Source organism: Microbulbifer sp. ABF4_148 (genome assembly GCF_056158985.1).
The window spans coordinates 122,937-135,960 of record NZ_JBSWUI010000001.1; the positions used below are offsets into that span (position 1 = coordinate 122,937).

11 protein-coding genes are annotated in these 13,024 nt (G+C 58.4%); 5 read left to right on the plus strand and 6 right to left on the minus strand.

Annotated elements, in window-relative coordinates; all coding sequences use genetic code 11:
- Nucleotides 1-42: 42 nt before the first annotated feature.
- From ACXAD0_RS00520 to ACXAD0_RS00535, 4 genes are all read left to right on the plus strand, one after another.
- Nucleotides 43-912, plus strand: coding sequence for a putative selenate ABC transporter substrate-binding protein (locus ACXAD0_RS00520; RefSeq protein ID WP_475086386.1), 870 nt, complete (start codon nucleotides 43-45; stop codon nucleotides 910-912).
- A gap of 7 nt (nucleotides 913-919) precedes the next feature.
- A complete protein-coding gene (locus ACXAD0_RS00525; protein ID WP_475086387.1) occupies nucleotides 920-1,597 on the plus strand; it encodes an ATP-binding cassette domain-containing protein in 678 nt (225 codons plus the stop codon).
- On the plus strand, nucleotides 1,573-3,108 hold the full coding sequence (locus ACXAD0_RS00530; protein ID WP_475086388.1) for a PhnE/PtxC family ABC transporter permease: 1,536 nt from the start codon (nucleotides 1,573-1,575) through the stop codon (nucleotides 3,106-3,108). Before ACXAD0_RS00525 ends, ACXAD0_RS00530 begins: the two co-directional genes overlap by 25 nt.
- Before the next feature lie 125 nt (nucleotides 3,109-3,233).
- The gene (locus tag ACXAD0_RS00535; RefSeq protein ID WP_475086389.1) at nucleotides 3,234-4,124 is read left to right on the plus strand and encodes an SMP-30/gluconolactonase/LRE family protein; all 891 of its coding nucleotides are present in this window, start codon (nucleotides 3,234-3,236) and stop codon (nucleotides 4,122-4,124) included.
- A gap of 47 nt (nucleotides 4,125-4,171) precedes the next feature.
- Here ACXAD0_RS00535 and ACXAD0_RS00540 read toward each other — a convergent pair whose 3' ends face one another.
- On the minus strand, nucleotides 4,172-5,077 hold the full coding sequence (locus ACXAD0_RS00540; RefSeq protein ID WP_475086390.1) for a 2-dehydro-3-deoxygalactonokinase: 906 nt from the start codon (nucleotides 5,075-5,077) through the stop codon (nucleotides 4,172-4,174).
- A 266-nt stretch (nucleotides 5,078-5,343) separates the two neighbouring features.
- Between ACXAD0_RS00540 and ACXAD0_RS00545 the strand changes: the two genes are divergently transcribed.
- On the plus strand, nucleotides 5,344-5,952 hold the full coding sequence (locus ACXAD0_RS00545; RefSeq protein ID WP_475086391.1) for a GntR family transcriptional regulator: 609 nt from the start codon (nucleotides 5,344-5,346) through the stop codon (nucleotides 5,950-5,952).
- Between the two features lie 231 nt (nucleotides 5,953-6,183).
- On the opposite strand, the gene aldA is transcribed toward ACXAD0_RS00545, so the two are convergent.
- The 5 genes from aldA to ACXAD0_RS00570 form a co-directional block, all read right to left on the minus strand.
- Complete coding sequence (aldA, locus tag ACXAD0_RS00550) at nucleotides 6,184-7,632, minus strand: aldehyde dehydrogenase (protein WP_475086392.1); 1,449 nt, start codon at nucleotides 7,630-7,632, stop codon at nucleotides 6,184-6,186.
- A gap of 3 nt (nucleotides 7,633-7,635) precedes the next feature.
- Nucleotides 7,636-8,400, minus strand: a complete 765-nt coding sequence (locus ACXAD0_RS00555) for an SDR family oxidoreductase (protein ID WP_475086394.1) — start codon at nucleotides 8,398-8,400, stop codon at nucleotides 7,636-7,638.
- A 6-nt stretch (nucleotides 8,401-8,406) separates the two neighbouring features.
- Nucleotides 8,407-9,432 (minus strand): zinc-dependent alcohol dehydrogenase, encoded by a 1,026-nt coding sequence (locus ACXAD0_RS00560; protein WP_475086395.1) that lies wholly within the window; start codon nucleotides 9,430-9,432, stop codon nucleotides 8,407-8,409.
- 13 nt (nucleotides 9,433-9,445) lie between these two features.
- Nucleotides 9,446-10,585, minus strand: coding sequence for a mandelate racemase/muconate lactonizing enzyme family protein (locus ACXAD0_RS00565; protein ID WP_475086396.1), 1,140 nt, complete (start codon nucleotides 10,583-10,585; stop codon nucleotides 9,446-9,448).
- A gap of 67 nt (nucleotides 10,586-10,652) precedes the next feature.
- Complete coding sequence (locus tag ACXAD0_RS00570; RefSeq protein WP_475086397.1) at nucleotides 10,653-12,932, minus strand: agarase; 2,280 nt, start codon at nucleotides 12,930-12,932, stop codon at nucleotides 10,653-10,655.
- Nucleotides 12,933-13,024: the final 92 nt, after the last annotated feature.

Here is a 13,024-nt window from a genome sequence, read left to right on the forward strand (position 1 = left end):
ACCCCTCCTCCAATCATGACCTACTTCCAAAGGAACATCCTGATGCGCTATTTAACCGCATTGATGGCCCTGTTGGTTTCCCTGAGCGGCCATGCCGCGGATGCCCAGCGCCCCCAATTCACCTTCACCGCGATTCCCGACCAGAACGAAGCCGAACTGATTCGACGCTTTCAGCAAGTCGCTGATTACCTGTCCGAGTCACTCGATGTCGATGTCAATTACATCCCGGTGAAGAGCTACCCGGCCGCTATCACCGCGTTTCGCAATAATCAGGTGCAACTCGCCTGGTTTGGCGGACTGAGTGGGGTGCAGGCACGACGCGCAGTCTCTGGTTCGGAGGCGATTGCCCAGGGCCATGAGGACCAGTTCTTCAAAAGCTATGTGATTGCCCATCACAGTGCCGGTATCGAGGCGGAAGAAGTCGTTCCCACCTCCCTGGCAGGCAAGACGTTCACCTTTGGCTCAAAAGGCTCCACCTCCGGCCGGTTAATGCCGGAGTTCTATTTGCGTGGGGCATTCGGTCAGGCACCGGACAAAGTCTTTGCCCGCGTGGGCTTTAGCGGCGACCACAGCCGCACGATTGCCCTGGTACAGTCTGGCGCCTATCAGGCCGGTGCAGTGAACTACGCGGTATGGGACAAAGCGGTGGCGCGTGGCGAGGTGGACCCAAAACTGGTTTCGGTGGTATGGACTACGCCCACCTATGCGGATTACCAGTGGACGGTGCGTGGAGATATCGATGAACAATTTGGTTCAGGCTTTAAGAAGAAGCTAACCGAGGCCCTGCTGGCACTGGACGACCCGCAAATTCTGGCCAGTTTCCCGCGCTCCAAATTTGTGCCTGCGGACAATGATACTTACCGGGCGATCGAAGAGACTGCCCAGGGCATTGGTCTGCTCGACGCATTTTAAGCGCGCCATGAACCCGTTGCTGGATTTAATCGACTGCCGGATCTCCTATCCGGGCAGTCGACCATCCGAGCCGAAGTCTTTTGCACTGCAGATTGATCGCCTCACCATCCGGCCCGGCGATCGAATCGCGCTGCTCGGCAAGAGTGGCGCGGGTAAAAGCACATTGCTCGCAAAGCTGCGATCACAACTCGGGGCGCAATGTAGCTGGTGCCCGCAGCATGCGGCCCTGGTTCCGCAACTCAGGGTGTTTCACAACATCTATGCCGGGGCCCTGGCCAGGCACTCTACGCTGTCCAATCTCCGGACACTGTTGCTGCCTTCCGCACGGCATCGTGCCGAAATTGAGGAGATCGCCACCCCGCTCGGTATTGCGGACTTGCTCTGGCGTAAAGCGGACGAATTATCTGGCGGTCAGCAACAGCGTGTCGCCATCGCGCGGGCGCTGTATCAGCGACAACCGCTTCTACTGGCGGATGAACCGGTCGCCGCACTGGACAAGCATCAGGGACAACAGCTCCTGCGCCACTTGCTCGAACAACATCACACCAGTGTTGTTGCGCTGCACCATACGGAGCTGGCACTCGCCCTGTGCAATCGGGTAATCGGGCTCAAAGACCAGCGTATCGCATTCGACACCCCGGCGGACGAGCTCGACCCCGCATGTATCACGCCGCTCTATCAGTAGGCCGCTCACTCAGTCTGGCGGTCACCCGCCTGGTGGCGGAGCGGCGCAGCCTGCGCAAGCTCAGCGCGTACTTTATTGCCGCGGCAGTGGTGAGCCTGCTGTTTGCCGATATCCACATCAGCACTGGCGACCCTGCCGGGGAACTGTGGCGGATGACAACGGGACTGGCGACACCAACCATCGCGGAGTGGGGGCAGTGGTGGAATGCGGTGGCCAACACACTGGCGTTTGCCCTGCAGGGGGTCGGACTGGCCACGCTGGCGGGGTTCTGCCTGGCGCTCCTTTACCAGTATCGATGGGTGCGCGTTGTTGCCGCCATCTTGCGCTCGGTCCACGAGGTCTTCTGGGCACTGATCTTTATCCAGCTATTTGGTATATCCACGCTCGCCGGTGTACTGGCTATCGCACTACCGTTTTGCGGCACCATGGCCAAGGTCTTCGGTGAACAACTGGAAGAAGTGGACGGCACGGCGGCTGCCGCTGTCGATCGCGTGCACACCAATAGTGTCGTCCATCTGCTGTATACCCGGCTGCCGCAGGCGCGGCATCCGATCGGCAACTACGTCGCCTATCGACTCGAGTGCGCCATACGCTCGTCGGTCGTGCTGGGGTTTATCGGTCTTCCCACGCTGGGGTTTCATCTGGAAACCGCGTTGCGCACCGGAGAGTATTCCGACGCGGGCGGCTACCTGCTGACCCTGCTTGCCATGGTGTTCTCCCTGCGATTCTGGTTTCGCGCGCGCTGGCTTGCGGCTTTTGCAGCCATGGCCTTTGCGCTGCGACCACCGAGCGGACAGTGGCACAGCGTGGGCTTTCTCCAGTTTCTGCACGATTGCATCCCCGCACCGCTTCGCGAAGACTGGGATCTGGACAAGACCCAGCGCTGGTTTGTGTGGGTGGGCGACCAGGTGATTGTCGGTAGCTGGAATACCTTGCTGGTTGCACAAATCGTACTGGTGCTCACGGGCCTGTTCGCACTGCTGGGATCCACCCTGAATTCATCACACTTTTCCCGGGGCTGGCCACGCAAATGCGGCGATGGCCTGCTACTGGTGCTGCGCTCGCTGCCCGAATACTTGCTCAACTTCGTCGGGCTGATCCTGTTCGGACCCTCGATGCTGCCCGCCATCATCGCAATGACGCTGCACAACGGCGCGATCATCAGCCACCTGCTGGGCAAACACAGCGATACCGTGGAACCCTCGCCTGTGCCGGCAGACCGAATAAGTCGCTTCTTTTTCCACTATGTGCCAACGCTATACCAGCGCTTTCTGGCGTACTGCTTCTACCGCTGGGAAATCATCATCCGGGAGACCGCTATGCTCGGCGTGCTGGGCATACCCACCCTGGGTTTCTATATTGATTCGGCCTTCGAGTTCCTGCGTTTTGATGTCGCGCTGATCCTAATTGCCACCAGCGCCGCCCTGACCATACTCGCCGACAGTGTTGCGCGCGCCCTCCGCCAGCGCCTGCACAAACGCGCGCTCGACAGCACCCCGCCTTTACTCTGACGCTCGACAGGGCATCGACGTATTGCGCCAATATTGTTAACAATCTACCATAAAGCCCTCGTGTGAGCCTCGCGCGGGCGCGCACACGGCGTATCAACACTACAGAGCACCTGGGGACAGCCAGTATGGTGACGGCAGAATTAATCCATGTGGTTCCGACAGCCGATGGACTGGGAGAGAGTATTATCTGGCACCCGGTGCAGCAGGCCGCCTATTGGACCGACATGCCGGGGAATACCTTGCGACGCTATTTCCCAGCTCACCAACGACTGGAAAATTTCGCCACGCCAGAAAACCTCTGCTCGCTGGCATTTATCGAAGACAGCGACCAGTTACTCTGCGCCTTTCAAAGCGGCCTCGCCCATTTCCAGCCCGAGCGCAATGAGTTCGACTGGCTCTTCCGCTTGCCGAACGCAGACCGGGTACGCCTGAACGACGGACGTATGGATCGCCAGGGACGCTTCTGGGTTGGCTCACTCATCGACACGCCCGACAACCGCTGCGACGATCCCGAACACCAGGGCAAGCTCTACTGTTACGATCGCGGCGACCTGACCGAGCACATGGGCGACATCTGTATCAGCAACGGCATCGGCTGGTCTCCCGACAATCGCACCATGTATTTTGCAGACTCGCCACGCTACGAGCTGTATGCGATGGACTTTGATGCGGAAAAAGGCGAGATCAGTAATCGTCGTGTGATGGCGCGAACGGAAGCCGGTATCCATCCGGACGGCTCAACCGTCGATACCGACGGCTATGTGTGGAATGCGCAGTGGGGCAATGGCAAGGTGGTGCGATATACGCCGGACGGCCAGGTGGACTTCGAGATTCACCTGCCCGTCAAGCAGGTTACCTGTGTGACCTTCGGCGGCCCGGACCTGAGCCAATTATTTGTCACCACCGCCAACTGGGGGCTCGACAGCGCTGCGCAGGAACAGCAACCGCACGCCGGGCATTTGTTTATTTACCAGACCAACGTACAGGGCTTTCAGGAAACCTTTTATCCCGCCTGACCACTTTATCCCGCAGGCTGCTTTATCCATTCGGGCGCGGCTCCTGCCTAACGGAGCAGCCCGGCTGTATCCGCAATCGCGAACATCCCGGCGGCCGACAAGCCATCTCCCGGGTGGCACGCGCCCTCCAGGCCGAAATAGCCCAACGCGCGCTGGTAGCGATCCGCCAACAACGGATTGCAGATCAGGTGGACCTTGCCGGATTGGGCCGCGATTTCGCGCATCGCAACCACTTCACTCCCCAGCAACAAGCCCGACAGGAATGCGGCACTGTGCGCTGGCGCCTGCAAACCCAGCACTGCACGACTACGGGCGGCAAACAACTGAAAGATCAACGACTGATCTCCTGCACTGGCCTCCAGCCCTGCGGCAAATGCCGCCTCGTCTTCGGCCTGCTCGCCCTGCACCAAGACACTGTGGTCGCGCAACAGTGCATACAGCTCCCCGGTAAAGGCCGTACCGAATTCCCGTATTTCGCCGTCTACGACATGTACCCACTTGCTGTGGGTACCTGGCAGGCACAGCAGACTTTCCTGCCGCTCCTCATCACTCGCCCGCTGCAGCCAGCCCATGACCTGGGCCTCCTCGCCGCGCATCACATCCGCGGTGCCATCATTACGCCGGATCTGCACACCCGGCACACAAACGGCAGCGCGGCCGCAATCCGGCATCCGCGTCAGGCCACTCGCCAGCGCCGCCAGATCCGCCGGGCAGTCAACGTAGGGCACTTCAGACCAGCCGATACTGGAACCCACCATGCCACACAGGATCACCGGCAGATCCTGCCCCGGGGCCAGTGCTTCGCAGGCATCAGCAAGGTAGGGCGCAATTTCTCCCGGAGAAAGGTTTTTTATTCCGCGGTTTGAGGTTTTCTCGCTAACAATTTCCCCGGCCTCGTCGAGCCGCATCAGACGAAAGCTGCTGGTTCCCCAGTCACAAACCAAACTAGTCATGGAATTCCCCCAAAACACCGCCTGAAGGCGCCGGGCTATTCACCCCTGCGCCAATTACTGATAACGTTCCGCCTGTCGCCACGTGTTCTTTGTGGCAGTTTCCCGTCACTATTGTTAATTGTCTACAAATTAGCTAACCTAACCGTTGGCCTAAAAAAGGCCGGTTGAGGTGCGTCAATTTCATCGACCCATCGCTGACTGGCATCAGGCCGTGCCCGGTTGAGGATTCCCGGGTCATCCAGGACCAACACAGATTGAATTGAACCATGCGTGAAGCCACCAAAGTTATTCCCGTGCGCGAGCAGATTGCCGAGCAACTGCGCTCCGACATTATTTCCGGAGAACTCGCACCCACCACCAAGCTGAACGAGCAGGCACTGGCCAACCGCTTCGGCGTTTCTCGCGGTCCCGTTCGCGATGTTTTGCTGCAGCTCACCAAGGAAGGCCTCCTGGTTGCGAAAAACAACTGCGGCGTTTCCGTCAACAGCGTGCTGCAACCGGAAGTCCAGGAGCTGATGGTCGATATCCGTCGTCGCATCGAGGTCTTCGCGATCCAGCAACTCAAAGGCCAACTGACCGAAACCGACTTTGCCGAACTGGAAGACATCCTTGCCCGCCTGCAGGACGCTTTCGATGCGCAGGAGTTCAACGAGGTTACCAAGGCCGATATCGACTTCCACCTGTACCTGGTACGCGCCGCCGGCGGCGATGAACTGGTGAACCTGTGGTACCCGATCGTGCTGCGCATGCGGATGAACTACAAGCGCATCAGCAAGCCACAAGACTGTGTCGATGAGCATCGCGCAATCCTTGAAGCATTGCGCGATGGCAAGATCAACGTGGCCGTCACTGCCGTACGCGCCAACATCAAATAAGCGCGCTGATCTCGCTCCGGTGCGCCGCTCAGGCGCACCAGCCTCTTCCCTGTCTCTTCTCTTCCTCTACCGCTGTCCCTCGCTCACCACCATCCGCTACAAAACTCCCTTGGGTGGCCAAACGGGCAAGGCTGATTCACCGCGAAGCAAAAAAATGCGGCTGTCAGTGCAGCCGCAATCAAGTGCCATCCTGCGATGGGCGATTCCTTCTCTGGCCGGCCAAATCCGCTGTCAGGATTCCGCCAGGTAAATCGTCTTTTTGTCCAGATATTGCTCCAGGCCGTAGCGTCCGTCTTCGCCACCAATGCCGCTCAGCTTCCAGCCATTATGGAAACCCTGGTGCTGCTCGCCGATGCCCCGGTTCACATAGACCTCGCCCACTTCCATTTCATTCACGGCACGATTGATATAACCCAGGTTCTGGGTAAACAGGTAGGCAGACAACCCGTACTCGCTGTCATTGGTATAGGTAATCGCCTCATCGATGCTGGTAACCTTCACTACCGGCAGTACCGGGCCGAAAGTTTCCTCATGCACCAGGATATTGTCCTGCTGCACGTTCCCGAGCACGGTCGGCTGGTACCAGTTCCCCCCTTCATAGCCCGGCACCTCTGCACGATCGCCACCGCACAACAGTTCTGCCCCTTCGGCAATACCCTGCTGCACCAGTTCGTGAATATTTTCAATTTCGCGCGCATTAACCTTGGGGCCCATCTGGGTGTCCTCATCCAGCGGGTTGCCAACTTTCAGCGCCTGCACTCTGGGCAGGAATTTTTCCATAAAGGTGTCATACACTGACTCGTGCACATACAGGCGCTCTGCACAGGTGCATACCTGTCCACAATTGGCAAAGCGCGTCCAGAGTGCAGCTTCGACCGCGCGATCCAGGTCCGCATCTTCCATGATGATGAACGGTGCCTTGCCGCCGAGCTCCAGCATCACCGGAATCATGTGCTTGCCACTGGCCTGGTGGATAACCTGGCCAGCCTTGGTGCTTCCGGTCATTGTGATCATCGCAGCCAGGGGACTTTCGCACAGCGCCTGGCCGACGACAGAGCCGCGACCGTTGACGATATTCAGTACACCAGCAGGAATACCTACGTCATTGGCAATACGACCAAGTTCCATGGTCGTCAGCGGTGTTTCCTGCGTCGGCTTGATCACAATGGTGTTGCCGGTGACCAGTGCCGGGCCAATTTTTCGGCCCGCCAGTGCCAGCGGGAAATTCCATGCCGTAATTGCCACCACGACGCCACGCGGGACTTTGTGGATATAGATTTTTTCGCCAGTGTTATCAGACGGCAGAATATCGCCCTCAATAGTGAGCGCATTGTCACAGGCATATTCAATGAAAGTGGCTGTCGCGTTGACTTCATCCCGTGCCACGCCGATCAGCTTGCCCTGCTCCTTGACCAGCAGCTCTGCCAGCGTGTCAGTTTCTGCACGAATCGCTTGTGCAAAACGTCGCAACAGTGCGGCGCGTTCACGTGCTGTTTTACTCGCCCAGCCCGCTTGCGCTGCCTTGGCCGCGGACATCGCCGCCTCGGCGTCCTCCGCACAACCCGCAGGGATGGGACCCAGTAACGCTCCCGTGCTCGGGTTCAGCACCTCAATCGTGCCGGCAGCCAGAGAGCCAACGTACTCGCCAGCGATAAAATTCAGATTCTGCTTGAGATCCATGGGTTACCTCCCCATCCAGCCACCGTCCACCAGGACGATACTGCCATTCATATAGTCAGATGCGCGCGAGGCAAGAAAAACTACCGGCCCCTTGAAATCCTCCGGTTCACCCCAGCGCCCCTGCGGAATTCTCGCCAGGATGCTTTCCGCACGGGCGGGGTCGTTACGCAGCGCTTCGGTGTTATCCGTAGCGATATAGCCCGGGGCAATCGCATTCACATTCACGCCGGCACTGGCCCACTCATTGGCCAGGGCCTTGGCCAGCTGGCCGACGGCACCCTTGCTGGCCGCATATCCGGGCACAGTGATGCCCCCCTGGAAAGTGAGCAGTGATGCGGTAAAGATAATCTTGCCTCCGCCCTGTTCCACCATCCCTTTGCCGATTTCCCGGCTCAGGATGTACTGGGCATTGAGGTTGACCTCGATGACTTTGTCCCAGAGGTCATCATTATGTTCGACGGCGGGTGCACGCAGGATGGTGCCCGCGTTATTCACCAAAATATCAATCTGAGGGTGATCCTGTTTCACCTGCTCGATAAAGGCGTACAGCGAAGTGCGGTTGGAAAAATCACACTGGTAGGCATGGAATTTTCGTCCGCTGGCAGTCACTGCCTCACCGACTTCTGAGTTATTCAGATCGAGATTGGCGGAAACACCAATAACATCTGCGCCGGCTTCCGCCAGCGCCACCGCCATGCCTTTGCCGATGCCACGATTACAGCCGGTGACCAGCGCGGTTTTACCCGCGAGACTAAACAGTTCCAACATAATCAGTTACTCGCTACAGGAGACCAGCGCCTTCATACCGGACGGGTTACCGTCCATGCTGGCGAAGGCACTGCCAATATCATTCAGTTTTGACACGGAGCTGATAAATGGCCCCAGGTCGATTTTTCCGCTGGCGACCAGTTCGATGGCTTGATCGAAGTCCGCCGCTTCATAGACACGTGCACCGACTAACTCGAGCTCGCGCCAGAAAAACTTGAACAGGTCCAGCTGCGGTTTCTGCGAATGAATCGCCACCATGCAGATACGCCCGCGTACGGCGGCAATTTCTGTCATCACATCAACGGCGGGCTGCACACCGGAGACTTCGAACACCACATCCGCACCTTTGCCGCGGGTCCAGTCCTCCACCGCGGCAACCAGATCCTGCTCCAGCGGGTTGACTGACATCACACCATTCTCTTCAGCAAATGCACGGCGTTCCGGGCTGACCTCGGAGATCATCACATCGGCGCCCACACAGCGCAGCACCTGCGCCACCAGCTGGCCAATTGGGCCACCGCCGATCACCACGGCTTTTTCACCCGCCGTTACCCGAGCGCGAGAAATATCATGGCAGGCGACTGCCAGCGGCTCGATCAGGGCGCCCTGCTCCAGCGTGAGAGTTTCTGGCAGCTTGTGCAGGGTACGCGCCTTTACATTCCAGAAACTCTGGAAAGCGCCAACAGAATCGATACCCATAAATTTCAGGTTGTGACATACGTGACTGTGGCCCGCATCGCACGCGGGGCAGTTTCCACAGTAGTCCAGCGGGCGTACCACCACGCGATCACCCACCTGGTAATCGCCCACGTTTGCCCCCACCGCGTCGACGACACCAGACATTTCGTGGCCAATCACTTTCGGTGGTGCAACCCGTTGATCCATCACACCGTGGTAGATATGCATATCGGTACCGCAGATCCCCACATAACCGACCTTCAGGCGCACCTCGTCGTCGGCGGGCGCTGTGCAGCTACCTTCGACGACCTCAAAAGATTTATTCCCTACATACTGGGCAGCTTGAGCTTGCATAACAAAATTCCTGTCAGGTATTCATCACGAGGTGCGGACGCAGCAGCGCCTCGTCAAAGGCCACTCCGGTTCCCGGCGCATCGGAGGCCACTGCGCGGCCATTCTCGAGCACGATCGGACGGGTGGTGTATTGATCGATGGGGAAAGAGTGCACCTCCAGGTATCCGGCATGGGGCTGGGATGCCATAAGGGACACGTGCAATTCGTGCATACCGTGGCTGCACACCGGCAGGTTATGGGCGTAGGCCAGCTCGGCCACTTTCAGCCAACCGGTGATACCGCCAATATTGGAGGCGTCCGGCTGCAGAAAGCCGAGCTTTGCCTGGGCGATTGCGTAGGTAAACTCGTGCACCGTATGCAGGTTCTCGCCCATCGCCAGGGGGATATTGATGGCGTCAGCAATGCGCCCATAGCCCAGATAGTCGTCAGGGATGGTCGGCTCTTCGAACCAGGTAATGTCGCAATGATCAATTGCGCGACCGAACCGGATGGCCTGCTCAATGGTCATCGAATAATTGGCATCTACCATAAATATGGTGTCGCTGCCGATCAGCTCGCGAACCGCTTCTACCCGGGCGACATCCTCGCGGTAATCCTCTTTCCCGACCTTGATCTTGACTGCCTTGAAACCCTGCTTGCGGTAACCGCATATATTCTGCAAGAGCTTCTCCTGTGAGAAGTTCAGGTCTATGCCCCCGGCATAACAGCGCGTTGAATTGCTGGCTCCACCGGCCACCTTCCACAGCGGCAGTTCCAGGCGCTTGCAACGTAAATCCCATAGCGCGATATCCACAGCAGACTGGGCAAAGCTCAGCAGCCCGCCGCGTCCGACGTAGTGCAGGTGCGCATTGATGTCTTCCCAGATCGCGGCGATCTCCGAAGAGTCCCGACCCTCGAGCAGATGCTGGATATCGTGTTGCAGCAGGGAAAAGATTGCACGACCACCGCGACCGCCGGTGTAGGTGTAGCCGACGCCTTCCAGGCCATCGTGACAGCGCACACGCACCACAATCAATTCAAAGTGGGTGTGATCCCCATGCCGGGCATCGGCCAGCACTTCTTCCAGCGGCACCTGGTAATACTCAACCCGGGTATCAGCAATCGTGCTCGCGGAAAGCGCGTGAGACTCGCTGTCTTTCAAGTACGTCAGCATTGTTAGAACTCAATATTCTTGTATTTAGACCCCAATACGAACCATTGTAGATTGTTAACAATGTACGTCAATCAGTTTTTACTGTGGTTGCCGTCTGATGCTCAGACAGCTGGCCATAACGCCGCGGATACAACGTTGTGTGCAACTTTTGTGCAGCCTCAACGAGCGGCACATACGGCTCATCCGTGATACTGACAAACCCGACGTTGTAGTTTTCTCCATCCCAGGCCCTGCCCGAGGCAGGAGAATCGATATATTGAAACCAGTGCGCCCCGACGAACCAGGGACTGTTCAGCACGGTATCCATGTAAGCGCGGTACATCTCAGCGCGCTCGTGCTGATCCGCAGCCGAAACCAGCCCGGCGTGAAACAGGCCGGTATCCCGCGCACCAATGTGGAACTCGCCAATGATCGAGGGCTTGTCTACATCCGCCAGAAATGCCCACTGCCGGGGTTTGAGCCCCTCGGTGTACAGGTTGTAGCTCATCACATCCACATACGGCGCAGCCCCTCTGATCACTTCTGGCGTCATACCCCAGTCTGCGAAGCGTGCCCCCAAATACAGATGATCAGGCATCAGGGATTTCAGCTCAGCCTGCACAATCGAGAAATATCGCGCAGAAAGTGCCTCGAGAAGCGCAGCAAAATCCTCCTGCAGAGTGCCCTCGATTGGACCGGCCAGCTGGAAACCCTGCGCGAAGCCCTGCCAGGACGAAACCGGTACGCCCCATGCCGCTTGTAACGCTGCGGCGCTGCCATACTTGCGCTGCAACCACTCGGTGAATGCGGCTTTGGCCGGACTTTCGCTCGCAGGCCGCGACAATGTGTGGGACACGAGCCCATAGTGCAGCGCCGGAGATTTGGTATTTCCCCAGCTCAATTCATTGTCGATGAAAACCCCGATACACCAGGGATCGCCGGCGACTTCGGCAGCCACTTGTGCCACGGTACGACGCACAGAATGAACAAACTCCGGATCAAAGGGATCGTGCAAGGGCCCCCAGTAGTCATCGCCACTACTCACACGCTTGTGTGCACCGCGAATCCAGCCGTTGGCCACATAGGCAATCTCGCCGTTACGATACAGAGTGGGATCGGCCCAATTCCCCAGAGACGTAAACCCCCAGTTCAGCTGCCGGTCCACGGTCACCTGTCGCCAATACTGTAAGAATGCGTCACCGTATTTCCGCTGCAGATTCGCCGCATAGAAGCTGAACGCCTCTCCGCGCGGCAATACGCCGGTATGCACCTGCGGCCTGTAGCTGTAATGCTGGGCGAGTGGGTCATCACCGGGCGGCAACCACTGAAATAGCGCGCGGCGCGACGGCGCTGCCACCACCCTGCCTTCACCCGCATCTGGAGACGCATAGTCGATGCCGGTCATGGTGGCCGTGTTGTCCATGCGCATGTTGGCAATGCCGCTTGCAAAGAAGAGGTAACCCTCCGGATCGACCAGGGCCCATTGCCCCCCGATCTTTTCTGTGCGGAAATAACCGGTCGCCGTGCGGCGTGGTCCCGCACTCCACCCGCCAAAACGCGCGCGATCAGGGAGTCTGGGTGACGCAGCAAGCACACCGGCTTCCCTGTCGCGATTCGCTCGCAGCGCGCTATCGGTATGGACTTTGCCGGGGTGCTGCTCCGCATACTGGCCATACTGGTCGAACATACCCTCGAGACGCCCGGGGACGTAGTCGCCATTGGACACCAGTCGGATTTTCGCAATATCGAGCTCTCGCTCTGCCAGCAGGCTCTTCATATGCAGCTCTATGCGGTCGACCTCCTTCAGGTCCAAACGCTTGGATCCCCACATCCATGTCATGCCGGAAAAGTGATTCGCATAGGCTGATGGCGTATCCCGCATCCCGGTTTCTCTGGCAAGCGCCGGGCCGTTCAGGTCGAACAGGTAGTTTCCTGCAGTGCCGGCTGGAATATTGAACGAACGGGTCGCATAATCTCCACGCGCGGTGTGCACCGTGATGAATACCTGTGCAGATTGCGGCGAGCGATTTTCCAGGGCAATCAGCAGACCCAGGTTTTCCCCGAAAACAGACCAGTCCCAGCCGCCCGGCGAAGAAATTGACAGGGACGGCTCATAGACTTCGCTGGAAAATTTCGCAGACAACGTATCTTCCCCGTCACGCTGGATCGGAGACAGGAAAACACCATCTGCCTGCAGACGGTATCCATTCGCTGGCTGCCCTGCCAGTTTCGCCGGCGCAACCAAAGTAACCGGCAGCATGGGATTTTCAGCAAAATCTGCGGCCGATCGACGATCGCAGCCACCTGCTGCCAGCAGCACCATTATCAGAGAAACCACACAGCGACACTGTCGAGTGTGTACCTTCATAGCGATAAACCTCGCGAGCACGATGACACACCCGACGATCGCCGGGTGACAGACATTTGTCAGAGAATGATAAACAGGCCCCGATATGGGGC

Coding starts and splice junctions, on each gene's coding strand:
- ACXAD0_RS00570 (WP_475086397.1), bottom strand. CDS start 12,932: ATGAAGGTACACACTCGACAGTGTCGCTGTGTGGTTTCTCTGATAATG.
- ACXAD0_RS00530 (WP_475086388.1), top strand. CDS start 1,573: ATGTATCACGCCGCTCTATCAGTAGGCCGCTCACTCAGTCTGGCGGTC.
- ACXAD0_RS00545 (WP_475086391.1), top strand. CDS start 5,344: ATGCGTGAAGCCACCAAAGTTATTCCCGTGCGCGAGCAGATTGCCGAG.
- ACXAD0_RS00520 (WP_475086386.1), top strand. CDS start 43: ATGCGCTATTTAACCGCATTGATGGCCCTGTTGGTTTCCCTGAGCGGC.
- aldA (WP_475086392.1), bottom strand. CDS start 7,632: ATGGATCTCAAGCAGAATCTGAATTTTATCGCTGGCGAGTACGTTGGC.
- ACXAD0_RS00540 (WP_475086390.1), bottom strand. CDS start 5,077: ATGACTAGTTTGGTTTGTGACTGGGGAACCAGCAGCTTTCGTCTGATG.
- ACXAD0_RS00525 (WP_475086387.1), top strand. CDS start 920: ATGAACCCGTTGCTGGATTTAATCGACTGCCGGATCTCCTATCCGGGC.
- ACXAD0_RS00535 (WP_475086389.1), top strand. CDS start 3,234: ATGGTGACGGCAGAATTAATCCATGTGGTTCCGACAGCCGATGGACTG.
- ACXAD0_RS00560 (WP_475086395.1), bottom strand. CDS start 9,432: ATGCAAGCTCAAGCTGCCCAGTATGTAGGGAATAAATCTTTTGAGGTC.
- ACXAD0_RS00565 (WP_475086396.1), bottom strand. CDS start 10,585: ATGCTGACGTACTTGAAAGACAGCGAGTCTCACGCGCTTTCCGCGAGC.
- ACXAD0_RS00555 (WP_475086394.1), bottom strand. CDS start 8,400: ATGTTGGAACTGTTTAGTCTCGCGGGTAAAACCGCGCTGGTCACCGGC.